At 41.8% G+C, this 25641-nt stretch carries 15 protein-coding genes and 1 pseudogene; 4 read left to right on the top strand and 12 right to left on the bottom strand.

Features of this window, described 5'->3' with window-relative positions:
* Positions 1-109: 109 nt before the first annotated feature.
* The 3 genes from BN3769_RS08510 to BN3769_RS08500 all read right to left on the bottom strand — a co-directional run bounded on the left by BN3769_RS08510 (position 110) and on the right by BN3769_RS08500 (position 4972).
* Positions 110-1855, bottom strand: coding sequence for a fibronectin type III domain-containing protein (locus BN3769_RS08510; protein WP_068469548.1), 1746 nt, complete (start codon positions 1853-1855; stop codon positions 110-112).
* A 90-nt stretch (positions 1856-1945) separates the two neighbouring features.
* Complete coding sequence (locus BN3769_RS08505) at positions 1946-4657, bottom strand: hypothetical protein (RefSeq protein WP_154017865.1); 2712 nt, start codon at positions 4655-4657, stop codon at positions 1946-1948.
* 129 nt (positions 4658-4786) lie between these two features.
* Positions 4787-4972, bottom strand: a complete 186-nt coding sequence (locus tag BN3769_RS08500; RefSeq protein ID WP_068469545.1) for a hypothetical protein — start codon at positions 4970-4972, stop codon at positions 4787-4789.
* Between the two features lie 94 nt (positions 4973-5066).
* Between BN3769_RS08500 and BN3769_RS08495 the strand changes: the two genes are divergently transcribed.
* Together BN3769_RS08495 and BN3769_RS08490 are read left to right on the top strand one after the other, a co-directional pair.
* On the top strand, positions 5067-5933 hold the full coding sequence (locus BN3769_RS08495; protein WP_068469543.1) for a c-type cytochrome: 867 nt from the start codon (positions 5067-5069) through the stop codon (positions 5931-5933).
* A gap of 30 nt (positions 5934-5963) precedes the next feature.
* Positions 5964-6461: a DoxX family protein gene (locus BN3769_RS08490; protein WP_068469540.1), complete on the top strand. Its 498-nt coding sequence runs from the start codon at positions 5964-5966 to the stop codon at positions 6459-6461.
* A 30-nt stretch (positions 6462-6491) separates the two neighbouring features.
* Here BN3769_RS08490 and BN3769_RS08485 read toward each other — a convergent pair whose 3' ends face one another.
* From BN3769_RS08485 to mgtE, 3 genes are all read right to left on the bottom strand, one after another.
* Complete coding sequence (locus tag BN3769_RS08485; RefSeq protein WP_068469539.1) at positions 6492-7613, bottom strand: hypothetical protein; 1122 nt, start codon at positions 7611-7613, stop codon at positions 6492-6494.
* Between the two features lie 15 nt (positions 7614-7628).
* On the bottom strand, positions 7629-9074 hold the full coding sequence (locus tag BN3769_RS08480) for an MBOAT family O-acyltransferase (protein WP_068469536.1): 1446 nt from the start codon (positions 9072-9074) through the stop codon (positions 7629-7631).
* 205 nt (positions 9075-9279) lie between these two features.
* Complete coding sequence (gene mgtE / locus BN3769_RS08475; protein ID WP_228840660.1) at positions 9280-10647, bottom strand: magnesium transporter; 1368 nt, start codon at positions 10645-10647, stop codon at positions 9280-9282.
* Positions 10648-10790: 143 nt separating this feature from the next.
* Here mgtE and BN3769_RS08470 point away from each other — a divergent pair, with 143 nt between their 5' ends.
* The gene (locus BN3769_RS08470; RefSeq protein WP_068469532.1) at positions 10791-12620 is read left to right on the top strand and encodes a glycosyltransferase family 2 protein; all 1830 of its coding nucleotides are present in this window, start codon (positions 10791-10793) and stop codon (positions 12618-12620) included.
* Between the two features lie 224 nt (positions 12621-12844).
* On the opposite strand, the gene BN3769_RS08465 is transcribed toward BN3769_RS08470, so the two are convergent.
* The 5 genes and pseudogenes from BN3769_RS08465 to BN3769_RS08445 form a co-directional block, all read right to left on the bottom strand.
* The gene (locus tag BN3769_RS08465) at positions 12845-13234 is read right to left on the bottom strand and encodes a VOC family protein (protein ID WP_068469531.1); all 390 of its coding nucleotides are present in this window, start codon (positions 13232-13234) and stop codon (positions 12845-12847) included.
* Positions 13235-13347: 113 nt separating this feature from the next.
* A pseudogene (mgtA, locus tag BN3769_RS08460) lies at positions 13348-15877 on the bottom strand (magnesium-translocating P-type ATPase).
* 234 nt (positions 15878-16111) lie between these two features.
* Entirely contained in the window at positions 16112-17416 is a 1305-nt protein-coding gene (locus tag BN3769_RS08455; protein ID WP_068469529.1) for a hypothetical protein, read from the bottom strand.
* Positions 17417-17453: 37 nt separating this feature from the next.
* Complete coding sequence (locus tag BN3769_RS08450; RefSeq protein WP_068469527.1) at positions 17454-18371, bottom strand: hypothetical protein; 918 nt, start codon at positions 18369-18371, stop codon at positions 17454-17456.
* A gap of 115 nt (positions 18372-18486) precedes the next feature.
* Entirely contained in the window at positions 18487-19830 is a 1344-nt protein-coding gene (locus BN3769_RS08445) for a glycosyltransferase (protein ID WP_068469525.1), read from the bottom strand.
* Positions 19831-20503: 673 nt separating this feature from the next.
* Here BN3769_RS08445 and BN3769_RS08435 point away from each other — a divergent pair.
* The gene (locus tag BN3769_RS08435) at positions 20504-23542 is read left to right on the top strand and encodes a coiled-coil domain-containing protein (protein ID WP_068469520.1); all 3039 of its coding nucleotides are present in this window, start codon (positions 20504-20506) and stop codon (positions 23540-23542) included.
* A 55-nt stretch (positions 23543-23597) separates the two neighbouring features.
* Here the strand turns inward: BN3769_RS08435 and BN3769_RS08430 are convergent, their stop codons facing one another.
* Complete coding sequence (locus BN3769_RS08430; protein ID WP_068469518.1) at positions 23598-25478, bottom strand: hypothetical protein; 1881 nt, start codon at positions 25476-25478, stop codon at positions 23598-23600.
* Between the last annotated feature and the right edge of the window lie 163 nt (positions 25479-25641).

Raw genomic sequence — 25641 nt, 5'->3', positions numbered from 1 at the left:
GAAAAATTCAACTTGGTTAAATTTAAGAAGATGCATTAAAAATATTTTTTATATTCTGTTTATAAAATAAATTCCGTGCAAATTTTTGCTTATTCTTCTTTTTCATTGTCTATGGAAGGGGTTTGCTTAAGAGAAGGCTCTGCCAATAAGTTTGCATGTCTGCTGAGAAAAAAGGAATCAGCCGCTCATACTTAATCGGTTGAAGATGGTGGTGCTCTGTATCAATGAAGGCAATCTTACCATTTCTCGTAAAAGGGATATTATCAATAAAGACCGAATCGATTAATCCTTCCTCTGTCAAAATGGTATATAAAGCATCCAGGATAGGCTTTGTTATCCATGTCTTGAAGGCCTTTTCATTTTCTTGCGGATTAAGAATATGCATATCCTCGACGATTAAGATGAAATTTTTGCGTTGATGGTTGCCATCAGCGGGAGGAGATGGATCGGCGGGAAGGGGATAAATCCACTTTTGCGGCACAACAAAATGTTTATATCCATGGCGATTGAGGCAAGCCTGAATGGACTGGGCTCCAGCAATGCGGCACAACCAATTGGCCCATTCGCAAAGAGGCGGCTGCGTATCTAAGTAAGCTTTTACAAGATAGCCTTTTAATTGATTATGTTTTCCCACCACAATGTTGGTCGGCTGGCGGAGCTTGGCCTTGCCAAATCCCGCTTTTTCAAAGGCCTGAGGCGATTGAGTGGCGCGGACTGTTTTAAAGATGCGATCGAGCTTGTCTTTCAAAGGATGGTTGATGGGCAGAAAATAAGGTTCAAGCGCTTGCCAAAGCTCTGCGGGTACAAAAGGATTAGAGGGATAGCCTGCCGGTTGTGCTTTTCCTGCTTTGCGCAGCAAGGCAAACCAATCAAGGGCAAGACTGCTTGTCGAATAGCGTGAAGGAAGCTGTTGCCGATAAAGCAAGCTTTGTTCCTCTTTGGAAGGCTGCAAAAGCGTGCGAGGCTGGACAAGACAAGCATCATAAACATGAATGAGGGGAGACGGAACGGACAGCCGTCCTTCTTCTCTAACAATAATCCGGTAAAAGGCTTGGCTTCCATCGACAACCAAAAAAGGTTCGGAAGTAATGGCAACTAAGTTGCAATTAGGCTCTTCTTCTATGACTTTCCCTTGATAGAGGGCATTGATTTGCCTATCGGTAAAAATATCGGGGATAAAGTCCTTCGCATTAGAAGCAAAAATTAAATAATCGACAGGTTCTTTTGAAGGAGCTTCCCATAAAAGCATATAGGCAGAGGGACCTTGCTTGATCAAGCAAACCTGTTCAATGGCCTGCGGTTTATAGACTTGAAAAGGATAAGGACTAGACCAGGCGCTCTGTTCTGTACGCACGCGAAAATAATAGGGTTGTCCGGGATTTAAAAACGTATAGGCTAAATTAGATAGAATAACAGACGTAGAAAAAGGAGCGATTTGATTGAGAGACGGGCAAATAGTCTCAAAGGCAGGATTGTCGGCAATTTGCCACCACATATAAGTAGGTGCGGGCCCTGAAGCATTCAGAGAGAAAACAGGAGGGCAAGCGTCAAACGGGGCCGAAAAAGAAGAGAGAGAAACCTGGCAAGCTACGTCCTCTTTCCAGCTCGTGGGAAACTCCAACTTTTGAGGCAAGGCTTCCTCTTCGTTCCTTTGCATACGAGCAAACGCTTCCCACGCATGGGTAAAGTTGTGTTCTTCTTGTATTTCTCCTGATTTGACCCGCAAAGCCAAAAAGGGATCGTCTAGGAGATCCTCAAGCGTAGCTGGAGTGCGATTGTCCAAATGAAGATAGGGAGAGGCAAATGCACAGGCGGCATACAGGCATGCCGATAAAAGAAAAGATAGCTTTTTCATTCTCATGACTTGACAAAACGGGACATATAGACAAGAAAAAGAGGCAGGCTGTAAAACCAGCCTCTTTTTGAACGCTTAGGCCTTGTTGGGCTATTTTTGAGGCTGCTGAGCCTGTTTGGGGCCACCGTTGCGAACGAGGCGTTCCAAATGTTTTTGCATATCGCTTGATAGATAGTTTCCAAGCTTATGCCAAGGAATCGGCCATCGGTGATGATCTTCTGTATCAATGAAGGCTATTTTCCCATCCTTGCAGAAAGGAATATTAAAGGCATAGACAGAATCAGAAAGCCCCACTTCATTTATCAAAATGTAGATGGCATCGAGCAACTGAGTCGTCATCTTATGCTTATATGCTTTGTCGTTCTTCTTGTTCTCTAAAATCCGCATATTTTCTGCCACTAAAATAAAATTCTTGCGCAGGTAGCGAGAGTTATTAGGGGGAGACGGATGTTCGGGAAGAGGATACAGCCATTTATTGGGAACTTTGAACATCGATTTATAGCCGTGGCTGGCAATGCTTGCCTTAACGGCGCGCGCGCCTTCAATCCGTCCGATCAATTTTTGCCAATCAGCCTTGATCATCACATCTGTATCGGGAAATGCCTTGATGAAGAAATGATTGAGCTCAGGATGGGAAGAGGCCATGATATGGCTCTTTCTACCCGGGCGGTAGCGTTTAAAACCAGCCTTTTTAAAGCTTTCCGGATCCTTGGTGACCCGTGTTGCAGAGAACATGCGGTCAAGCTTGGGCTTAATGGGGTGATTTTCCGGAAGAAAATATGCGCTGGCTTTATTCCACACGCTTTGTGTCACATGGGGATTATAAGTATAGGCTCTAATTTGGGTTAAAGCATCGATGAATGGTGTTTCAGCCCGGATCAAAGACGAATAGAATGCCAGTAAGCTATTCTCAAACGAGGCGTTATCCGGCTTAACATGCGGAAGGGCTGTCTCTGTCCAGGGATAGCTAGCTGGAATCAGCACGCGCTTGGCAACTTGATGGCCTTCTTCAGTCTCTACAATCTGCAAGACATTTCGGGGTTGAATCAAGTCCTGGTCATAAACGCGAATTAAAGAAGACGGCACAGAAAATTGGCCATGCTGTTTGGCCACAATGCGATAATATGCCAATGATCCATCTACATAGAACTTGGGCTCTTTGGTAATCGCAATGAGATTATCATTGATTTCCTCTTCGGCAACCTTCCCATCTACAAGTTCGTTTACTTGCTTATCAGAGTAAATGCTTGGAATGAAATCCAGGGAATTGGAACCAAAAATGAGATATTCAATGGAACCGTCGTTTTCTTCCGCTTCTCGTTCCCAATTAATTTCGTAGCAATTATCTTCTACTTTCTCAAATTCGACAAAACCGACAGGATCGGGCTTGTTGACAGCAAAAGCGAAGGGGGCGGACCAATCGCTCCATACCTCGTTGCCATATCCCCTTACGCGGAAATAATAGGTTTCCCCGGCATTAAAAAATGTCTCTGAAATTGCCGGAAGCGTAATTTCTGCGGAGAAGGGAACAACTTGCTCGAAATTAAAAGGCACGAACTTAAATTCTTCATCAGAAGAAATTTGCCACCAAATTTTCTCGGCAGGAGAGTCCGGATTTTGAGCCAGCAAGAAGCAAGGAGAGCTGAAATCGAATAGGCCCGTGTCATTGGCTACCTGTACAGAGGGATAGAGAAAGCCTTCTACAGTCTCATCTATTTCATACGTTAATTTGATTTGCGAGTCATTCTCTTCGCCCAATTCGATCGTATTGGCTTCCCCTGTTAAAGCAGGGAATAATCTCCAGGAGCATTTACTTGTGACAACAACGCTTCCTTCCGGACGACTGCTTGCTTCAATTGTTACACTAAACAGATGGCTATCCTGGAAAGCATAGGATGCACCTGGTTGCAAGGTCACATTTTGCTCTTTAAGCATAAGAGGAGAAGAGCTCTCATTGCGGATGCTTGCAAGAGGAAAAGGGGACGTGTATTGCCAGGCAAGGGAAAAATCCCGCTGATCGCAATGGACGTGATGGTCGACTTCGCGCTCATAATCTTTTAAAGTTGAACGCGTAGCAGGCGTATAGTAAACAAGCTTTTCTTGCGGATAAAGTGTGAATCCCTTGGCTTTAGTTTGAGCCTCTCTTTCTTGAGTGTCAACAGCTTGTTCATTTAAACAAGAGTTAATCACATCAAAATGAGCAAATTCTTCCCAGGCTTGTTGAAAATTCAGGGCTGCTGCTTTGCGCTCTGTTTTTGTGCGCAAGGCTAAAAAAGGATCGTCAATAAGTTCCTCAGTCGAGACCGCTGTTCGATTGTCCAAAGCCAGATAAAGCTTTCCCGAAGCCGGATCTAAATACGTCCAATCGTCTTGGCAGCAAAAATCATATGCCTCTTTTCCCTGGACGCCAGCTGAGCGTGTTCCAATTCCCAATTGATGGCAAAGCCGAACAAAATGAGAGGCATATTCCTCTTTAGAGCAACCGCCAATAAAATTGAGAAGGGTCAATGGATCGCTTGTTGAGGGGGTCTTTTCCTCAATCTGAATCAGGGATTGGCTCCAAATTTGATAAAGGGCGAGAAGGGGGTGTTCTTCCTTTGCAATGCATTCGGCCAACCTTTCTAATGTATAGATAGGGGCATGATTAAGGATTGGCAAGCAATCTTTAACAATTTTATCCCCTTGATTTTCAATTAAAATTTTTTGGCAATAAAAGGGGCGCTCGGATAAGGCCTTTTCCAAATTTTTTCGCAGGCCTAAAGAAGAATTCAAATGCCATTCCGTTTGCGTCATTTGATCCAAAACACACTCTAGGGACTTAGCTTCTATAGAGGATAGACCGGTCCCAACACATGAAAGAAGAAGTAATGTCTTATGAATGAATTTCACAAAATAGACCCTTACGTTAAAGGTTAATAAATAGCAGGCTGGTTACCTGGTAAATACGCGGGCAAGCCAGCTTAAGGCAATAAAAGAAATCAGAACCAGCAAAGCGCTGAGAACAGCGGCCGAAATGCTGCTGAAAAATTCCTGAGTATCGCCATAAAAGAGTAAGAAACCGAAAATAAGTACGGCCAAGGAAGCAATATATCCTGTTAGCATGAGTAATCGTCCCATTGTTTTGCTCCTAAAAAAGGGGTGATGTTAAATCTTTCTTGCCATTTTCTGCAAAAAAGTTTTAATAATTCAATCAAACCTATAAGTGAATCTCATGCGCACATATTTATCGCTTGCTTTAGCTAGCCTCTTATTTTTCACTCTTCTCTTTGCTCTGGCAAAGACAAGAAAACCGTCCGAGCCTCCTTTAGAAGGATGCTATGACAAATGCGCCTTTAAACATGAATTCGTCCTTGCTCAGGCGAATACAATATACGGCTTTAGTCTTCTTGATCCAGAACAAGCCCCCCCTGACATTCGCGACAGTGTCATGAGAGGCTACCGTCTTATCATGAACACGCCTTTTTATGCACCAAATTATGCACACGATCAGCTTTCTTGTACGAATTGCCATTTTGTCGGAGGGGATACGCTGGGGGGACGAAATAATGGCATTTCTTTAGTCGGAGTCACGACGGAATACCCAAGCTACTCAAAAAGAGATGGTAAAGTCATCACCTTGGCGGATCGCATTAATAATTGCTTTCAGCGAAGCATGAATGGAAATCCTTTGCCCAAAGATTCGCAAGAAATGCACGACATTTTGACTTATTTGCATTGGATCTCCAAAGAAGTCGAACACTTGAAGGATATTCCTTGGCTTGGCCTCCAATTTTTGAAAAGCAAGCATAATCCCGATCCTAAGAAGGGCGAAGAGCTTTATCATCACTATTGCGCCTCTTGCCATCGTCAGGATGGAGACGGGGGAGGAATGCTCATTGAAGAGGATGGCAAGACCATTCCGCCTTTGTGGGGATCTAATTCATTTAATGATGGAGCCGGCATGAATCGCTTAGACATGCTAGCGTCTTTTATTTATTGGAATATGCCCTACCAAAATTCCGTTTTAACAGAAGAGCAGGCTTTGGATATTGCCTCATTTATTCGCAAACAACCGCGCGACCATTTTGAAAAGAAGTAACAATACGAAATAGAAATAAAGGACAGGCATATGCTAGAATCGTTGACCAGAGCTTATCAATATTTGATTTTCTTTGGGAATCTGTTGAAATCGCCCATTTTGCTTCTTTGCCGCCTATACTGGGGATGGCATTTTTTATTGGCTGGATGGGAGAAATTAGAAAATATCGACTATTTTATCCAATTCCTTGGTCAATATCATTTTCCTTTCCATCACTTTTTTGCCTATCTTGTTGGATATACGGAGTTTTTAGGCGGTCTATGCCTGTTTATAGGTTTTGCTTCGCGTTTGGCCGCCATCCCATTGATCATTACTATGCTAACAGCCTATGTAACGGTCCATAAGGACGCCTTCCATGCCCTTTTATCTTCTCCAAGCCTTTTTGTAGCGGAAGCGCCTTTTAATTTTTTACTCACAGCTTTAATTGTTCTGGCTTTTGGTCCCGGACGATTTTCCATAGATTTTATATTTGAAAGATGGCTGTTTCAACGCGCACAGGCCATTCCTAAGCATCAGCATTTACGCTAGAGTTATCCCTCTTGGCGTGAGGAAAATGTCCTACAATTGGCTGATGACGGGAGGCGCTGTCTTCAGCCATCTTACGCGATCTTGCTTGATTTGTTCCAACACGGCATCGACCGTTTCATTTGTTAAAAGATAACCGAAATCCGCCGGATCCGCAGAGAATCCGATTATTTTTTGCAAAATAAGGTTTCCAACAAAAGGTCTAAAGTGGCTGCATTCATAGTAAAGGGGAGAGGCAGTCGCTTCTAACGCTTGGGTCGTCACGCAATTAAAACCTGAAAAATCCCAGATGGGATGAATCGCGCTTAGCTTTCGCTTTAATTCTTCCAAAACTGGCCATAATTCCTTGCGATATAAACTTTCCCAATAAATGGCTTTAGATGGGCAGAAAAAAACCTTAAGAGCAATGCCTTTCTCTTGGCATTGCTGGACCATTTGCTTAAATAGCTGAATTTTATTTTCGCCCAGCGAAAAGCGGTAATAGAAATCTGTATTTTCAAAGATCATTTTGACATAGGCTAAATCGCCTTTGACTAAATATTCATTGTTAGGGCTATCAATGACGGCAGGGTTATAAAGGCCATTCGGTAAAAAATAAGGCAGGGCTTGTCCGTTTAAATTTTCGCGGATCGTATCAAAACTGCTTCGCAGAGCTGTCTTACTCATTAAAATGGAGAGGCTGTTTTTCCATTCAAACGTTCCATTTTTCAAACGTGCTTCCGAAAAATCCTTTTGCGGGCGCTTATTTTTTCCAAAAGCAAAAAGATCGAGGCCAACCACAACGACTTTTAAGTGAGGCTGGTGATGAAGGGCATGCTCAAAGTAATGATAGATCTCTTCCATGCTTGCGCCTGCAAATCCGGCATTGTAGGCCTTCAATCCCGTCATACGGCTAAAATCAGCGGGATCCAATCCAGCCATCAGGCGCGAGGATCCCAAAAAGATCGCTTCCGGTTTTTGCCTTGTAATTTCCAAGGCTTGATGCAGCCTTTGCTGTTTTTCCCAAGCAATTTTAACTGTATTCCATTTATGGCGAGGAGATTGAAAATAATCAAAAGGATCAATCATCCAATTTAGGAAAGCGAGCAAGAGAATGGGAATGCCGGAAACGGCTAGAAAAAGGAAAACAAAACGACGGTAGGGATTGGATTTCACGAGCTTTTCAACCTATTAAAATTGATAATATAAAAATTCGGCCAAATCATCCAATTGCAAGAACGTCCATAAAAAAAGCAGTCCGCAAGGAATGGCCCATCTTAATGGCCTTTGCTTGAAGCGTTGCTGCCAATAATTTGAATTGGGAAGAAAAAGCACAGCTGCTCCGAGCCCAGCAAGAAGCAATAGATCATAGAAGCGGAAATTCGACTCCCGCAATTGCATAAATACAACGCCGTAAGGCTTTAAAAAAGCCAAGACAGATTCATATCCGGGCGGTAAAACGAGGCCATGCAGACCGCTCATTCCGGCTAAGATATTGAAGGCTGTTGAAAGATCGGGCGAGCGGAAAATGACCCAAGCGACGATGACGGCTAACAGCGTTAGCGTGCGTGCCAGCCAATTGGACATGGAAAGGTTAAAATGGCGCCATAAATGATTGATCACTAAAAAAGTCCCATGGCATGCGCCCCATAGGATAAATGTCCATCCAGCCCCATGCCAAATTCCTCCTAACAGCATCGTAATAAATAAGTTGCGCCATTTGACTAATTGTCCTTTGCGATTCCCTCCAAGAGAAATATATAAATAATCCCTTAAGAAGCTTGAAAGCGTGATATGCCAGCGCCGCCAAAAGTCAATTAATGAATCGGCCTGATAGGGAGAATTAAAGTTGATAGGCAGGCGCAAGTTGAATAATAATCCCAATCCCACTGCCATGTCCGAATAGCCGGAAAAATCGAAATACAGCTGCAAGGTATAGGAAAACGCGCCAAACCAGGCTTGGATGAAGGGAATATCGCCCATGGGATAGTCAAAAATGGGCTTCACAAAGCCGGATAAATGATCGGCGATCAGCACTTTCTTGCTCATCCCAATGACAAATAGAAAGCATCCCTGCGCAATATTGGACCAAGAGACGACGTACATTCTCAATTGATTAAATTGCTTGAGCATATCTTTGTGGTGCAAGATTGGGCCGGCGATGAGATGGGGAAAGATCGTGACAAAAAGGCCATAGGAAATCATGTCGCAAGGTTCTGTCTTTCCTTGATAGGCGTCGACCAGATAAGCAATCTGCGTAAAGGTGAAAAAAGAAATGCCCAACGGAAGAATGACTTCAATAAAGGAGGCTTGTCCGAGGACAGCGCTTAAGAAAAAGTTATAGTACTTAAAGTAAAATAACAAGGCTAAATCGGCTATGATGCCAAAAATGAGAAGAGCTTTTTTTTGATCCAAGCCTTGTACCCGCAACATCCAAGAGCCGCAGGCATAGTTAAAAAGGATGGATCCCAAAAGAAGGGGCAAAAAACGCACATCCCAATAGGCATAAAAAAATAAAGAGCTGATGAGGAGCCATGCGCGCGCGCCTTGTATCAATCGCAAGCGGGCAAGACTAAAAAAACCCGTTAAGACTGCCGGAAGATAGAGCAATAAAAAAGAATAAGAATTAAATAGCATAAAGGCCTAAGATGAACTGATTTTTTTAGAGAGCGGGATTGTAGCGAAAGGCAAAACTATTTGCATTAAAATTTTAATAAGGAAGTTTTCATTAAAACTCAAATTGGAATGACATAGATAAGAAAAATGTTTACCGGATTAAACAAAGCGCACATGAGTGGCAGCTGCCGAGCGCTTCCTAGAATAAATCTTAGAGTTAATGCCTCTAAAGTAAAGTGCCTTTCATGATGAAAGAGGCGATAAAGAAATAGATAATCAAGCCTGTGACGTCGACTAACGTGGCGACAAAAGGAGCCGATGAAGAAGCCGGATCGCATTTGAACTTTTTCAAAATTAACGGAAGCATCGCACCCGATAGCGTTCCCCATAGAACAACGCCTATTAAGGCAAAACAAACAGTGAAAGCCACTAGCAGCCAATGCGGACCATAAAGGGGAGTAAAGACGCTCCAAAGAGTAATTCTTAAAAAGCCAATCGCCCCAAGAAGCGACCCCAGAAAAAGACCTGAAAAAATCTCTCTTCTCATAATTTTCCACCAGTCTTTTACCGTGACTTCTCCCAGCGCTAGAGCTCGAATGATTAAGGTCGAGGCTTGAGAGCCGGAATTGCCTCCGCTTGAGATAATGAGGGGAACAAATAGGGCAAGAACCACAGCTTTGGCAATTTCATCTTGGAAATATCCCATGGCTGTTGCCGTCAGCATTTCCCCTAAAAATAAAAGAACAAGCCATCCCGCTCTTTTTTGCATAAGCTCTAAAAAGGGAACTTGCATATACGGGTCCTCAAGCGCTTCGCTTCCCCCCACTCTTTGAAAATCTTCGGTATCTTCTTCATTAATGAGATGTAAGACATCATCTATTGTGACAATGCCGAGCAAAAAACCTTGTTTGTCAATGACAGGAAGAGCAATGCGATCATTTCTCAGAAAGACTTTAATGGCCTCTTCATCGTCATCATAAGCCGACAAAGAGACAAATTTTCGATCAGAGATGTCTTTCACTTGTTTATTTAAAGGGGCAAATAAAAATTCTCTAATCCGGATATCATCGATCAGCTTTCCCTCATCATCAACAATATAAACGATGTTGATCGTTTCGCTGTCATGTCCAAATTCGCGAATATAGTCGAGGACTTTTTGAACCGTCCAATCCATCTTTACGGCGATATAATCGGTTGTCATCAACCGTCCAACGCTGTTCTCTGGATAGCCAAGCAGTTTTAAGGCTAGCGCCCGTTCTTCAATGGGAAGCAGTTTCAACAGCTCGCTTATTGAAGCTGACGGGAGTTCCTCTAAAAAGGCCGTTCGATCATCGGGAGCCATCTCTTTTAAAATGTGAGCCGCTCCTTCGGGCTTTAAGGCCTGAATAATGGCCTTTTGCGTATTAAAGGGAAGAAATTCAAATGTTCTCACGGCGATATCAGGCGGCAGCTCGTTAAACAGGCGCTTTTGCTCTTCAAAAGAAGAGCGATCGATCAAGCTAGCGACCTCTTCCGGCTGCAACGTCTTTATCCCATTTAACACATTTTGCTTAAAATCTTGATAATCAATTCTTTCTAAGTCATTGGCCGCCATATTATCCCTCATGGATTAAAAACATCATACAAATTAAAAGGAATCTCTCAAGAATTTAATCATTTAGATAAGAAGGAAAGTTTTGCAAACCCATGCTAATTTCGACTATGATAAATTCATTTAACATTAAAAATTGAAATTTTATGAAATTGATCCATCAATCTCAACGTGTCTATCAATTGCTTAAAAACTGCGTTAAGCCCGCTTTCTCTTATCTTAAGCAGGGCTATCAGGCCAGGCTCTTGAAAGCGCACTGTCTGCAATTTGCCAAACATCTTTTCCGCCATATCCACTCTTTTGGGACAGCTCTGGATAAAGACTACCGCGATTTAGGAGACTTGCGCGGGCCTCGCATGCAAAAACTAAAGAGTTTAACAGCCGGCCTGCATGCCCTTTTGCCTGCTGACAAGCATTTTTCCTATTCTATTTTAATCTGTCTTTCCTCTCAGCCCCATCCTGAGCGTTTTCGAAAATCTCTGTTATCCGCTTTAGAGCAAACAGCTCCGCACCTCGATGTTTTAATAGGCTATGGGCAAGGTCAGCCTTCAAAAGACATTGAGCACACTGTAGAGGACTGTCGTCGAGCCTTTCCAGAGCGTTTGAGAACATTCCCTTATTCCACCGTTCACCAGCATGAGATTTTAAATGCCTTGGCACAAGAAGCCAACGGGCATTATCTCTTCATCTTAGATTTTGAAGATTGGATTCGGCCGGATTTTTTATTTCGCTGCGAACAGTTGCTTAGGCTTGTCAAAGACAAGGGGTTTTCTTGCATTTATACGGACGAATATGAAATTAATGACAGCGATCATCCGATTCCCGGAAAACAAATTCAAAAACCTCATCAATTAGTCTTCCCTTATCTTTTTACAAATGTTATTCAAAAAAGCTTATTGATCCCACGCCACTTATGGGCGCTTGCGGGAGGAATTAAGCCAGTTCGCCTAGAAGACCGGTTATGGGATCTCTGTTTGCGCTTAGACCTGGCAGGGGCGTATTTCCATCATTTGCCTTTTTGCTTATATGCCCGTCGGGCTGGTCACTATTATCCGCCTGTAAAAAATCCCATTTCTTTTTTAGAGCAATTAAACGCGTACTCCAAGTCAAAAGAATTGCAATGGGACTGGACTGAAGGCTATCTGCCGGATAGTTACCGTGCGATTCCAACGCTTGCCTCTCATCCGGATGTACACGTGATTATTCCTTTTAAAAATCAAAAGGAATTAACCCTAAAGACTGTAAGGAGCCTTCTTAAACAGCGGGGCGTGCAAGTCAAAATAACGGCTGTCGATAACGCCAGCCAGGATACTTCTATTGGCGAAGAGATTCGCCAACTAGGTGGGGAAGTGCTTTTGGTTTCAGAGCCATTTAATTTTTCCAGACTTAACAATTTGGCTATCGAGCGTACGCAAGTTGCACAAGACTGCCCATATGTTCTTTTTATCAATAACGATGTCGAATTGGAACCGGATGCTTTGCACGAGATGTGCCGTTGGATTGATCAGCCTCGCATTGGCTTGGTCGGCTGTCGGCTGCATTATCCTAATGGATTATTGCAGCACGGGGGAATAGATCTCAAGCGCGATGCGCCGGCCCATCAAATGATATGGAATCACTCCGAGAAGATGGCTTCTGCCGATAGGCAGCGTTTGACAAAGATCATTCGCATCGCTGATGCCGTCACAGCCGCGTGCGCTTTAATGAAAAAGGACTTTTTTGTGGAAATCGGCGGATTCGACGAAATCTGGTATCCCATTGCTTATAGCGATACGAACTTGGCCGTCAAGATTCAAGCGAAGGGGAGGTTGTGCCTTTATACTCCTTATGCGTCAGGCGTTCACCATGAAAGCATTTCTCGGCAGTATGAAAATATCGAGGATGTTGAGATGTCTAATTGGTTGCATGAGCAGTATTTAGCTCAGCATCTGTCTGAAAAAATAACAAATGACGTCTATCAAGCATCGCAATTTTAATTTATCTTAGCAGAATAAGCAATCGGGGGGTGGAAGCAATAAGCTTTCACCCGCAAACCTGACAAATTTCCCTTTACTCATTGATTAGATGCGATTTAACGGCTAAGCATTAGAGTTTAACACCCATTTGCTTAATCGCTTCAATTCCCCCTGTATTAAATAATCTATGTTCGGAATTGATTGCTAAGGCTATTACAAATCCCATAAACCTTTATTAACTCAGGTTATTCATCCATACTGGTGCAAATTTCAATAAGCACACCATTGAGATCGCGAACATAGGCGATCGTTTGTCCCCATGGCATATCGGTAGGTGATTTAACTTTTTCTGCGCCTGCTTGAATAGCGCGAGTAAAAGAATGAGAGACGTCTGCTGTCACAAAAGCGATTTCAAAGCCGGCTGCAGGCTCTTCTTTGCGATTTATTCGAAAAGAGACGCCATTTGTTTGTCCCAAAAGCTCAGAGGCAAAAGCCAAACGTGTCTGGCCAGTCTCCAATTCCCCATATTGAAGGCTTTCATGGATAAATCGCCGCTTGATTCCAAAGGCTTTCTCGTAAAAAGTTAATGCTTCTTCAACATCTGGAACATAAATGATGGTATAACCGAATTGCATAGCTGGCCTTATTTTAATCTGAGTTTGGAGTTTATTCCAAACTCAGGTCATTTTAAAATAATCAAAATTTTTTGATCCATTCAAGTCCAAATGGGGTTAAAATTCAAGCTGAATTAAAGCCAGTAATTAAAGCGCCTAATAAACCAAACCTTGACAAGCTGGGTGAAGACGCAATAAGAAAGTAAAATAGCGATCAGCCAGTAAAAATAGTTTCCAGGAAGGGATGAGAGGCCAATGCCATGGCCGACATAAGAATAAGGAATATAGATTCCCATAGCCATTACAGCCAGCGTCGTCAACAATAAGGGCAGAGAAGCCATGCTTTGAAAGAAGGGAATTTGCCGGGTTCGGATCATATGGACGATCAATGTTTGCGATAATAAGCCTTCAACAAACCATCCGGACTGAAACAAGGCTTGCCTCTCAATTGTATTTGCGCCAAAAACAAACCACATCAAGGCAAACGTCATATAATCAAAAATGGAGCTAATCGGTCCAATAAAAAGCATGAATTTTGCGATTCCTTTGGGATCCCATTTTCGCGGCTGCAAGAGAAAGTCCCGGTCTACATTGTCTAAGGGAATGGCTGTTTGAGAAAAATCATACAATAGGTTTTGCGTCAGGAGCTGAACAGGCAACATAGGCAAGAAGGGCAGAAGTGCGCTCGCTCCCAGCACGCTGAAGATGTTGCCGAAATTCGAACTGGTTGCCATTTTGATATATTTAATAATATTGCCAAACGTGCGCCGCCCTTCTAATACGCCATCACTTAAAAACAATAAGCTTTTTTCGAGCATAATGATATCTGCCGATTCTTTGGCGATATCGACTCCAGTATCCACAGAAATGCCAATATCCGCTTCCCGAAGGGAAGGCGCATCATTGATTCCATCCCCCAAATACCCAACGGTGTGTTCATTTGATTTAAGAGCGGCGATAACCCGCGTTTTTTGGAGGGGATTCAGCTTGGCAAAAATAGTTGTTTTCTCAACGGCTTTCTTCAAGTCTTCTTCGTTCATTTTATCTATGTCTTGGCCTATTAAAGAGCCTTCAATGGGCAAATGGACCCATCTGCAAATTTTCTGTGTAACCAATTCATTGTCGCCTGTTAGGACCTTGATTTGCACGTTGTACTCTTTGAGAAGGGATAGAGCCTGCGTAGTGGAATGCTTGGGAGGATCCAGAAATGCTAAATAGCCCATAAAAATGAGGTCTTTTTCCTCATCCGCACGGTATTCTTTTTTGCCTGCGTTTGGAATCTCTTTATAGCCAATCGCAACAACGCGTAGCCCGTCTTCATTTAAATCATCTTGCAGAGCCTTCAATTTGTTTTTGATTTCTTCCGTCAAAGGAGAAAGGCTTCCATTAAGCTTGACTTGCTGACAAACGGATATCGTGTCTTCGAACGCTCCTTTGCAAATGAGCAGATGCTGATGCGAATTTTGCTCAACAATGACCGACATGCGGCGGCGATTAAAATCAAAAGGAATTTCGTCTATCTTGCGATAAGTCTGATCAAGCTGGAGATCTTTTTTCAAATTTTGATGATCCAAAATAGCAATATCTAAAAGATTTTTCAATCCTGTCTGATAGAAACTATTTAAATAACCATATTTGAGCACCTCCTCATTTTCCTCTCCCTCGGCATTCAAGTATTTTTCAAGAATAATACGGTCTTGCGTAAGGATTCCTGTTTTATCGGTGCATAAAATATCCATCGCCCCAAAATTTTGAATGGCATTCAATCGCTTGACAATCACTTTATGGCGGGACATATTAAGCGCTCCTCGCGCTAAATTAGCCGTGACGATCATGGGAACATCTCTGGCGTTAGACCGACAGCCACAGAAAGGGAAAATAGAAAGGCTTCAAACCAATTTCCTTTGGCAAATCCATTGATCAAAAAGACAATCGGAACCAGGACGCACATTTTAGAATGTTGGTTCCCATAAAGCACAAATTTGGCATTTCAAGCGGATTGGACGCCTGTTCACTCCCGCGCAGAGATTCATCTTTTTCGACAGGCAGGGACTCCCCGGTGAGCGCTCCTTGGCTGACATATAAGTCTTTTGCGGAAATTAAGCGGACATCGGCAGGAACAAGGTCGCCGGCACAAAGGTGAATTATGTCCCCAGGAACCAGAAATTTGATATCTATTTCATGTAATGACGGGTCCTTTTCTCCGTCTTTCCATCGCTTGACAGTGGCTTTTACGCTAACTAATTTCTTTAATTTATCGTCAGCAAGATTAGAGCGGTATTCCTGAATAAAACGCATAAGCACGCTCAATACCACCATGAAAGTGATGATGATCACCGCATCGCCTTCACCGAGAAACAAAGAAAGGGCGCCTAAGAAAATAAGCAATAGAACAAAGGGATTTTTTAAATTGCTCAGCAGCAAGGCATACCAAGTGGGAGGCTTTTCATGGGCAATTTCATTGTGGCCGAATTTGCGTAGCTTTTCTCTAATCGTTTTTTGATTAAGCCCCTTTTCTGATGTGTTCAATTCCTCAAGCACTTCAGGTAAAGGCTTGCGCGAATAAGCAAGCAGAGAGCTAGAAATTTGTTGGTCGGCCCTCTGCGGATTAGGCGATTTAGAGAAATGGCTGGATAAGGCTTTTTTTTTGTCTTGAAATGTCATGGTTCCTTGAACCCAAATCGATTGAAAGGGTTAGCAAAGCCGCCTTGCAAAAAAATAATAAATTTTATTTAAAATATGTATTAACAGGTAGATAGACTTTAATACAATCTAGAAGAATAAAAGAACCAACAAAACCGCTTAATCCACTAATTTTAAATACCTTAAATGCGCTTTAAAATCCCTTAGCAGGGGATTAAAGCCACTAATGACCTATATTTGAGGTTATTGTAGGTGTTAATACACCCTCTTAGCGGCCGAGATAAAGCGTTCGATGCGCGACGCGTGACTCGTGCGGTTATGAATAAGCAAAGGAGGAGCCAATAGCAGTGCTCCCACTTCTTGATTACTCAAAAGTTGTTTTTGAACTAGCCAAAGGACCATTAAAGAGGGGCCGCGGTCCATCCCTTGTTTGCAGGTTATGTTCATAGAAGCAGGATGCCATTTTTGGACAAGATGGTCTAAAATGGCTAAATAGGTCAATTCAATGAAATCTTGCCGTTCTTGCCGATTGAGGCTTGCTTGATTGCTAAAATAAAGGGAGTGAACGGCATCGAGCATCTGCCATAAGTCTTCTCTCCAGGCCTTTCGTTCGAGATGTTTCGACCAAAAAAAAGAACCTTTTTTAGCCAGCATTTGCTTGAGAAAGGCTTCCTTGAAAGAATGGCTCTCCCATTCTTCAGGATAATCAGGCTTGCTTTGCCAGTAGAAGGGGGAATTTTTATCCAAAGTAATCACAAAAGCATGCGGAACTTGCTCTTCCAAGTCTTCTATGGCATGCGAGGATGATCCTTCCATTCCCTTGCGCTTCATCAAATTGACATAGAGATGGCTAGGTTGAAGCTGAAGAAAAAGAAGAAACTCAGGGTATACGGAAGGGGATTGCCACCAAAAGAAACGCGAAGGTCGATCGCAGGGATGGCCTAAACGGATGAGCTGCGTGCTTGGCTTACTCATGAGAGAAGGAAGATTGCCTTGAAAAAATTGATCTTCGACAGGTGATTCATGTTGAAGGCTGCTAAATTGCGGATTCAGACGCAAATCTTTTTGAGCGGCTCGAAGAAAAGTAAAGATATCGTCTGTTGGAGGAGGGACAAAAACATATAAGAAGCGATGCATACCTGCTCTCAGATCTGCTTGCAGGTAAATCCAGCGGACAAGATCTTGCACCAATTGTTCTGCCTGCTTATCCTGAGCCTGAGTCTTTTTTGAAAGCATTAAAGACGCAAGATGACGCAATTGAGAAACAAAACGCTCGTGGAAAGCGCGCCGCTCTGAAGCAGTTTCTAGCGAGCTTTCTAGGTTTGTTAGCAGAAGTTGAACGCTTGAATTAAATGAGGTAGAAGGGGCTTGCTTAACTTGACTATATAGCGGATGGTGGTAGATAAAAGCTTTAAGCTGTTGAGCATAATTAGAGTAAATATCAGAAGAGAAAACGCGGCTGCATTCTTCGGTTGGATGAACCGGTGGCGTGCGAAGGAAAGCCCAGGCCCCACAAGAAAGAGCGAAAAGAAACAGAAACAGAAACCAAAAGCGCTTCATTGGCACTTTTCCTCTTTTGCGTTGAAAGAAAACATACTCAGTCTTCTTTTGAATTCATATCTATAGAACGCAATCGTTCTTCAATTTCTTGAGAGAGCTGGTCCTCATAACGAGGATAATGCCGATGCAGCCACGCTTTTACTTTTAAGGCTATTTTTCCCAGGTCTTCTTTGTAAAAAGCGGGATGCGTCATACGCTCATCCCTCACCATCTTTCCTACATCTAAATGAATGAGATGGTCGCCCACACAGCCAATGTTATGCATTACTCCATGATCGATGTCATAAATGCCTTTTTTGTATTCAGAAAGATAAAGATCGAACAATTGTTGAATGCGCTTTTGGGCCGTTGCAAGATCTCCCTGATCAAGCAGGCGAGAGAGGGCTTCGCTTAGCATATCTCCCTTTTCTTGAATAACATAACTGGTTTTTTCAAGATCAATTGACCGCGTAAAGCCCCATTTGTCAGTTAAAGATACGCGCTGTTCTATAGGCGATGGATTTAATTGTATGAAAACTAACCCGCTTTCTTGGCGATGATTTTCATAAGCAAGCTTATGGCCGCTGAAGGCTAAAAAAAGCTTTTGCTCTCTTTTAGCTTGGTGCTTTTGGCGGTAAGAATGAAATAAAGAATCAGGAAGCAAGTGCACAAATAAAGAAGGACGAAAACGCCTAAATTTGAATAACTTTAGGACATAGCGATGATCTTCGCTTACAAAAACGATCGATTGGCCACCTTCGCCCAGATAGCTAAAAGGTTGATTTAGAATCGCGTTGAGCTTGGCCTGGCTGGCATTGTCTAAAGCCGTGACTGCCCATTCAGACCGATAGGATTGCGCGGAAGTCAGGTGAACGGGGCGCAGATCGTCAGTAAGGAAAAGAAAAAGGCCTGTTAGCATAAGGCCGGTTGCCAAGGCCCCTAATAGCCAAAATCGTCTTGTCTGCTTGCTTTCCATATTTTTGCTAGTTAATACGCCCTCAAATCAGGCTATTATGGGGCTTAAGAGCCCCTAAGAGTTAATTGAAGAAGTATTATGTTTAAATAGTGGATTGAAGTAAATAATAATTAAATCACACTCCAGCCTTTTTATTGGAAACTAAAGAGAGACGTTTGGCTAGCTTATTGAATAATAATTGAAAGCTGCGTTGAAGCCCTTTTTCTTTGACTTCGGCAGTGACAAAATTAGTTAAAGTTTGAAAATCGTGGAAGCTGAAAGAGGAAGTAGGTTGAGAGGTAAACTCAGCAATCATGCGGTGAAGGGGACGAACGACTGTTTCCCAATGGAATTGAGGGGCTAATTGTTGATGGTTTGATTTGATTTGGTTAAGTTTTGCGGGATGATCGATCAAATCGACAATTGCATTTGCAAGCGCCTTTTCATCCTGGTAGGGGACAACACGCCCTAATTGGTGCTGATCGATCAATTCAGCAAACGAATCTCCGGTCGTCGCTAAAATGGGAATTTGCGCCCAGATATAATCGAGCATGCGCGTGCGAAAGGAATAGCGAGTTTCTAAATGATCAAAGTGAGTGGAAACGCCAACTGCGGCATCTAAAAGGCTGTTATGCCGCTCTTCGTAAGGCACCCATCCCATATTAAAAAAAACGCTTTTATCGATAAGCTCTAACTCTTTCGCCAATTGGATGGCATCTCGGCACATAGCCATGTCAGGCACGGTTGGATCGGGGTTTTTGATTCCCATAAAGACTAATTTGACATCTGAACGTTGCTGGCTCAAGAGCTTGATTGCCCGGATTAAGGTTAACGGATCAAACCAATTCCAAATTCCGCCTCCCCACAGCAAAATCTTATCGTCAGATTGAAAACCATATTTCTCGCGAAGACCCGGCCCATTTTTGACGGGAGAAGAGGAGGAAAGCCCAAAAGGAACGACATCAATCAGATTTCGCAAGCTATTATCGCTGTCATATAACTTGGGGTGAATGCGTTTTTGCCCTAATAAGAATCCCATCCATAAATCCCGCTGTTTTTCGCTAGCGCAAATAATGCCGTCTGCCATTTTAAAGTTAAAAATCAAATGGTTAATGGCAGAGAGCTGGCGTTTTTGCCGGATGGCAGCAGGAGAATGCTTAAAAAGTTCTAATAGCTCAAGCGGTAAAGGATCGTAGGCATCAATGATGACTTTTATTCCATAGCGCTTGGCTGCTAAAGCCATTGAAATGGTTAGCCCTTGAGCAATCATTACATGCGCAGATTTCAAGTGCTGTCTAACAGCAGGGTCATGCTTGGCAAGCAAGGAAAATCCCTGTCCGTCTATATCCGCTTGAGTAGGCGTAATGAGAATGACCTCATGCGAAGAAGATAAAGCCTTGGCAAATTCCCAGCAGCGAATAGCCGGACCTGCCATGGATTTGCCTACTACGTTGGCTGTGTAAATTAGAATCTTTGCCATAGATAACCTATTTTAAAAGAGAGGTAAAATAGTCTTCTCTTATTTTTTTGCCAATCCAATTCAGGAAAAAATAGCGTTGAATCCGGACTATTGGCTAATTGACGATACACCCTAAATTGATCATTTGAAATGGCTAATAAAATGAGAGAGGGAATATCGCTTCTCATTTTGTAATAGGCCACATTTCCATAGCCATTGAATTGATCTTTATTATATTGAACAGTGGGGTAATAGGCCAGATTTGGAAAGGGAGAATATACCGAATTTGCGGAATATTCAGTCCAAGAAGTCCAATCTTGCCCATAGACCTAATTTGCTACTATAAAATGTATTTTTTATAGATCATAAATTTTATAAATCAGTGAAATTTTAAAAAATTATAGAACAGTTCATAAACTGCTAATGGTTTAAATTGTAATCCTTAGCTTCCAACAAGCAAAAGTTTTGAATTAATTTAAGCTATTCAGATTTACTTAAGAAAGCCATTATTGTATTTACAAGCAATCAACCTTAAATGGTTGATTTTAAATCGTGTGTATGTCTAATTCAGAAGATTAAAATAAATTCTAAATTTAACAAATTAGTTTTCTTTTTACGTCTCTTTATCTTGATAACTATTAATGAGTAAGTTTACTATTGCTCAAAATCAAAAAAATAATGATTAGGTATAGATATGTCTATTTCTTCTATTAATTTAAGTCCGTTAGAAAATTTTAGTTGTACACTAAAAATGACGGAAGTCTTTGCTTCTTTAAATCAAAGCAATTATTTGGTGCTAGGAAAGATGGGGTCTCGCGTGGCTGGTGTCGTTATCCTTCCTCTTGCCTCACTGGCAGATGCTTTTATTCATGTCAGCCTATGCGGAGTTAAAATAGTCACAGGGACGCTTGTTTCTCCCTATAATTTCTTTGCGTCCAAATTTTTCCCAACTTACACCGTCTCTAGAGAATGGGAATTATCTTCCATGCTGATCCATTTGGCCCGCGTAGTGGAATGTGTCTTTACGACAGTTATTGTTCCCTTTATTTGCTTATTTGATCCCGCCCGTGCTTACCAATTTATGAGCCATCGCTATAAGGCGCAAGAAACGAGAAATCAATCGCAAGAGCAAGCGTTAACAGAAGAAATCGATCAATTACAAGAGCGGATAGAAAGATTAGAAAGCAAACTGCAAAATACGCTTAAGGAGCTTGAGCAAACAATAGCAGCTAATCAAGAAATAGAAGAGTTGCGACAAAATCGATCCGTTTTAGAAGGACGTATATCCGAGCAGACTTCAGAAATTCAGCAGAAAGAAGCTGCCCTTCAAAGTATCGAAAACCAAAAAGAGCAGTTACAGAGAGATATTGATTCAGAAAAGCGCCGCCTGATTGAGCACTATGAGTCTCGTTTAATCGAGATACAAGCAGAATGGGAAAATAGAAAGGAGAAAATTGAAGAAGGAGCCCGCATCCCCCTCCAACAGCAGATAGAGAAGTTAAGTCAACAAATCCAGTTGTTGAATGGAAAGAACGCCTCTTTAATGAAGGAATCGGAAAAGGCCAAGCAATTGAATTTCGCTATTTCCGAACTTCAGATCCAATTCGATGCTTTGCAAAAACAAATTGTAAGGGAAAACAAGGGCAATCTGCATCTGACAAAGCAATTGAGCGGGAAAGAGCTAGAGATTCTGGAATTAAAGGAAAAAATTGAAAATTCGATTCAATTGCTAAATTGCTTAGAACAGCAGATGCATGAAAATGCTGAGAGGATAAGAGCTCTCACTTCATCAAATCAAAGTCTTGTTGAAAAGCAAAAGAAGCTTGAAGATCTCCTTCAAGAACGGGAAAGTTATGCTAAGCAGAAAGAAGAAGAAGCCTTTCTTTCTAAACAAGAACTTGATGGCACGCAAAAAAATAATGAAGAATTAAGAAGGCATTTAACGGCACAGCTTGAAGGAATCAAGCAAATTAAAGAAAAACTGGAACAAACAGAAGAGGAGTTGAAGCAAGCAAAGCAGAAAGATGAGGCTTCGCAATCAGAAATTCAACTCAAAAATAGCTGCGTTTCTTCACTTGAAGAGCAAGTTAGTCAACTGACTAAAGAACTTGAGAAAAATAAAGAGGGAGTTGTGGCAGTTGTAAAAGAAATCCAAAGCTTTAAAAAGGAAGCCGAAGACCAAGCCTTACAACTCTTACAAGTCCAACAATGCTTGAGCGAGGCCGAGTCGACATTCCTTAAAAAAGAAGAGGGGTATAAACAAAGGATTGAAGAGGAAAGGAAAAAGGGACAATTAGAACTGGCTGGCCGGATTAAACTGGAAGAGCAAATAGTTACCTTAACATCTACGCAAGAAGTCTTGGAAAACTCTCTTCTTTCTCAAGAAGAAATCACCAAGATGGCCATTGAAAGAGCAGAAAAAGTGCAGCAAGAGCTTGACCGCTTGAACAAAATTGAAGAAGAGAATGCGGCTTTGCGGGAAAGAATAAGGCAGCTGGAAGAAAGTGCGGGATTATTGAAACCTTTTTCTTCTTTTACCGAGATGGGCCCTCCGGAACAAAGCACTCCTGTGAGAGACTCAGGTATGGAATCGTTCCTCGGATTTGAATCGCCTCAATTTTCGTTGACCCTAGAGACGCCTATTATTGATTCTTCAATAGATCATGAGAGGAATGGCTTCGATTTAGAAATGCTGGGCAGTCTTATAGATCTCGATTTGCTCAGCGCCAGCATCCATCAAGATAAGAAAGAAGAGGAAAGCCCCGGAAGTAAAATCATTGAAGAGGCTTCAAACCTTCTAGATGAAACAGATCAATTGCTGCCCCCTCCAGTCCTGCTAACGCCGCCCTCTGTATCACCTATTCGGCCAGTTCCTGCTCAGGCCTTGTTACATGAAATTGAAAATTTTTCTCTAGGTAAAAAGCTAAAACCTGTGATCTCTTTGCGGACGAAGCACGCGAGAATGCTGAATATGTTTGGCCCTCAGCTCTCTTATCTTTCCACTACTGTACAGGAAATTCTCGAAGGGTTTATGGCCATCAAAGAGAATCTTGATAAGGCTCCTGCTACGATTTCTACCCCGCTAAAAGAGAGCACACTGGATTCGGATGAAGAGGATGACCTCCTATCAGATCTTGATTCAGATGACGAAGACGCTAGCAAGAATAGAAGCTGGGGAGTCCCTCCCAGCATGTCAAAATCCCAACTTGGCATGTGCGAAAGCTTAATTGTTGCGCAGGGAGGATCCGTCAACGCCGATAACATTGATTATATTATTAATTACTTCACCTATTTTCATGAAAGAATTGAAGAAAGGAAAAAGGAGACTGTTCGAAAGAGGGATCACAGTATCGATGAGCATAGCGTATATATTTCCATTAAAAACAAAGAAGCGGAAGAGAAAAAGCTTGAGCTATACAAAGGAAAGCTTCTAGATAAAGTTAAGATAGGCGAGGGCTGGGATATTGAAGAAATCATGAAAGAATTTGGCCTTGTCCAGCAGAAATCGATCATCAATATTTTTGAACAGAGGAATCGCGAGCTGGTTCACGACGCCTTTAAAAATTATGAAGATTTTATTTTTAAATATAATCAATTGATTAAGACAATTCAAAACATGAAGGACGGACAGCCCATTTATGATTCGCAATTGTTCAAAAATGTTTGTACAATTTTGTGGGCAATGGGAACCGAAATGGATAAGATTAGAAGGAAAAAAGAAAAGACTCTCTAAAAAAAGCAAAGGCCAACGCCGCAAAGACGTTGGCCTTTTGACTCTTTAAGTCATTCTAAGCAAAAATCGGTGTAGAATATTTATAAATATCGCTGAATTCCGCTTTTCTTTCTTCTGAATATTTTTGCTGCTCTTCTTTTTGAGGCGGCAAAATACTCATGCTGGGCTGCCCTGTATATTGGTGGACAACGGTTGATTTCTGGTTAAGCTGCCAATTGATGAAAATAGAAGAGTGTTGAATATCCGAGGCTTCTTCATCAAATAGACTTCCTACTAGTCGCTTAAAGCCTTCTAAATTTTCTTTTTCCTCTAATTCCGCCTTAACGGAATTATCCGCTTGATTGCGTTTAATTGGAGAGCCTATATGGCCACCTAAGCTTAGGGCCAACAAATTCTTTAAAAGAGCGCCAAATTTAGTCGGAACAAACCAGACAATCTTCCCTAACACGTCAAATGCCTTTTTGACAGCTGTAGGAACACGTTTATCTATTGCAGCATTTAATTTATTCACTCTATTCTTTAAAGAATGGATCGGCTTGCCGGGTAAATCAGGCAAAGCCCTGTAAAGCATCGCATCGAGAGGCATGCGAAGATTTAAATTAACGCCTGCCATGCCTAATACGTTTGTTCCCAACTTCATGCAGTTTTGCTTTAAAATATTGAAGCGAATCGTATTTTCCCGATAGCCATTCAATTGGTCTAAAATATTCTGAGCTTGCTCGGAAGAGACCGGAATGCTTGTTGTGATCCGTCCTTCATGGGGACGAAATTCTTCATAGTCCATAATGGTGGGCTGTCCATTGATGGTCCCTAAGAATTTGTTCAATCCCGTGTTATATTTATCTTCCGTAAGGGTCGAACCAAAGCCCGTCGAATAGACATTTCCGTCTTTAGTAATGATGCGAATCCCGCAATGAACGGGAACTTGAGCATTCAGGTTTTTTAGCCACCCTTTCTCGGACATAGGTCTGGGATGAGAAAAGACTTGAATAACGGCATCTTTAGGGAAAGAGGCTTCCCGGCCTTTCTGCTCGTCTGCTTCGAAAGAACCGGCATGCTCTAATAAGCGGGCCATTTCCTGCTCGGACAACTTTGCAACGGGCTTCAAATGGATATTTTGTACCGGATAATCGGGCTGATGAGCAACTTCATGGTGATAGAAACGATCGACAGGCACTAGCCCTTCATGAAAATAGTTCCATCTTTCATTAGGATTGGCCTTGCTGGCCAAGGCCCCTTCTTTCTTATCCCAGTCAAATTCTTCTTTAATCTGCTTAACGGGAACCCATTGACCTTGCTTCTTTATTGATAAGTAAGCATGCCCTTCGGCATCTTTACTCACTTTCAGCTCATGATCGACCGGACCCGACTCTGTGGTATTTTGATAGCCGACAATCGAATAAATCAAACGGGTCTTCACTAAAAATTCTATATCTTCTGGACAGGTATGCGCTAAATCGGTGTCCAGCTTGATCCCCAATAGCTTAGCTTTTAATTGCGTTTCCTTGATAACTTGATCGACAATATGGCAAGCTTCAGAATTAGGATCCAAATGCTTTTTAAATTCTTCCAACTTTCCAAGCTGTTTTTTATTTTTTACACATTCATTAGATAAATCATTTAGTATTTGCTGATAGTCTTCTTTCTTTTCTGCTGAATTAATACATTTAAAAAGTCTATCAACAATACCAGCATTAATATGTAATTTCTTTCCTACTTTCTTATAAATTAGCTCAATATTAGATTCACTAAGATTTTTAGTAGGAGCGGCAGAAACAGCTTTTAGGATATCATAAATTTTATAGTTTTTTTTACCTGCTAAAGAATTAATAACTCTTCCCAGAAAGGATAAATGACCTTTATTGTTATCAACACAAACATTGTTTTTATTGTCAACATAAAACAAATGACTTAAAACTTCTGTTTTAATACCCATACTAAAACCTACCAAGCTTGTTTATTTAATAATTATATCATACTTTTTTATATTTAAAATTAAATAAATAGAATATTAATATATTATAAATTTTATTCTTAAAAAATATTTAATTTTTTATTAACACAATTTAAATACTTCATTTGTTATAATGTAATTATAA

It is taken from the genome of Candidatus Protochlamydia phocaeensis, from assembly GCF_001545115.1.
In the GTDB taxonomy this organism is placed as follows: Bacteria; Chlamydiota; Chlamydiia; order Chlamydiales; family Parachlamydiaceae; genus Protochlamydia_A; species Protochlamydia_A phocaeensis.
The sequence above is the reverse complement of the archived record's forward strand: the minus strand, read 5'-3'. Positions and strand labels throughout refer to the sequence as shown.

Excerpts from the sequence above, each read along its gene's own strand:
- BN3769_RS08510 (WP_068469548.1), bottom strand. The coding sequence starts at position 1,855 with ATGAAAAAGCTATCTTTTCTTTTATCGGCATGCCTGTATGCCGCCTGT.
- BN3769_RS08500 (WP_068469545.1), bottom strand. The coding sequence starts at position 4,972 with ATGGGACGATTACTCATGCTAACAGGATATATTGCTTCCTTGGCCGTA.
- BN3769_RS08495 (WP_068469543.1), top strand. The coding sequence starts at position 5,067 with ATGCGCACATATTTATCGCTTGCTTTAGCTAGCCTCTTATTTTTCACT.
- BN3769_RS08490 (WP_068469540.1), top strand. The coding sequence starts at position 5,964 with ATGCTAGAATCGTTGACCAGAGCTTATCAATATTTGATTTTCTTTGGG.
- BN3769_RS08480 (WP_068469536.1), bottom strand. The coding sequence starts at position 9,074 with ATGCTATTTAATTCTTATTCTTTTTTATTGCTCTATCTTCCGGCAGTC.
- mgtE (WP_228840660.1), bottom strand. The coding sequence starts at position 10,647 with ATGGCGGCCAATGACTTAGAAAGAATTGATTATCAAGATTTTAAGCAA.
- BN3769_RS08470 (WP_068469532.1), top strand. The coding sequence starts at position 10,791 with ATGAAATTGATCCATCAATCTCAACGTGTCTATCAATTGCTTAAAAAC.
- BN3769_RS08465 (WP_068469531.1), bottom strand. The coding sequence starts at position 13,234 with ATGCAATTCGGTTATACCATCATTTATGTTCCAGATGTTGAAGAAGCA.
- BN3769_RS08455 (WP_068469529.1), bottom strand. The coding sequence starts at position 17,416 with ATGAAGCGCTTTTGGTTTCTGTTTCTGTTTCTTTTCGCTCTTTCTTGT.
- BN3769_RS08450 (WP_068469527.1), bottom strand. The coding sequence starts at position 18,371 with ATGGAAAGCAAGCAGACAAGACGATTTTGGCTATTAGGGGCCTTGGCA.
- BN3769_RS08445 (WP_068469525.1), bottom strand. The coding sequence starts at position 19,830 with ATGGCAAAGATTCTAATTTACACAGCCAACGTAGTAGGCAAATCCATG.
- BN3769_RS08435 (WP_068469520.1), top strand. The coding sequence starts at position 20,504 with ATGTCTATTTCTTCTATTAATTTAAGTCCGTTAGAAAATTTTAGTTGT.
- BN3769_RS08430 (WP_068469518.1), bottom strand. The coding sequence starts at position 25,478 with ATGGGTATTAAAACAGAAGTTTTAAGTCATTTGTTTTATGTTGACAAT.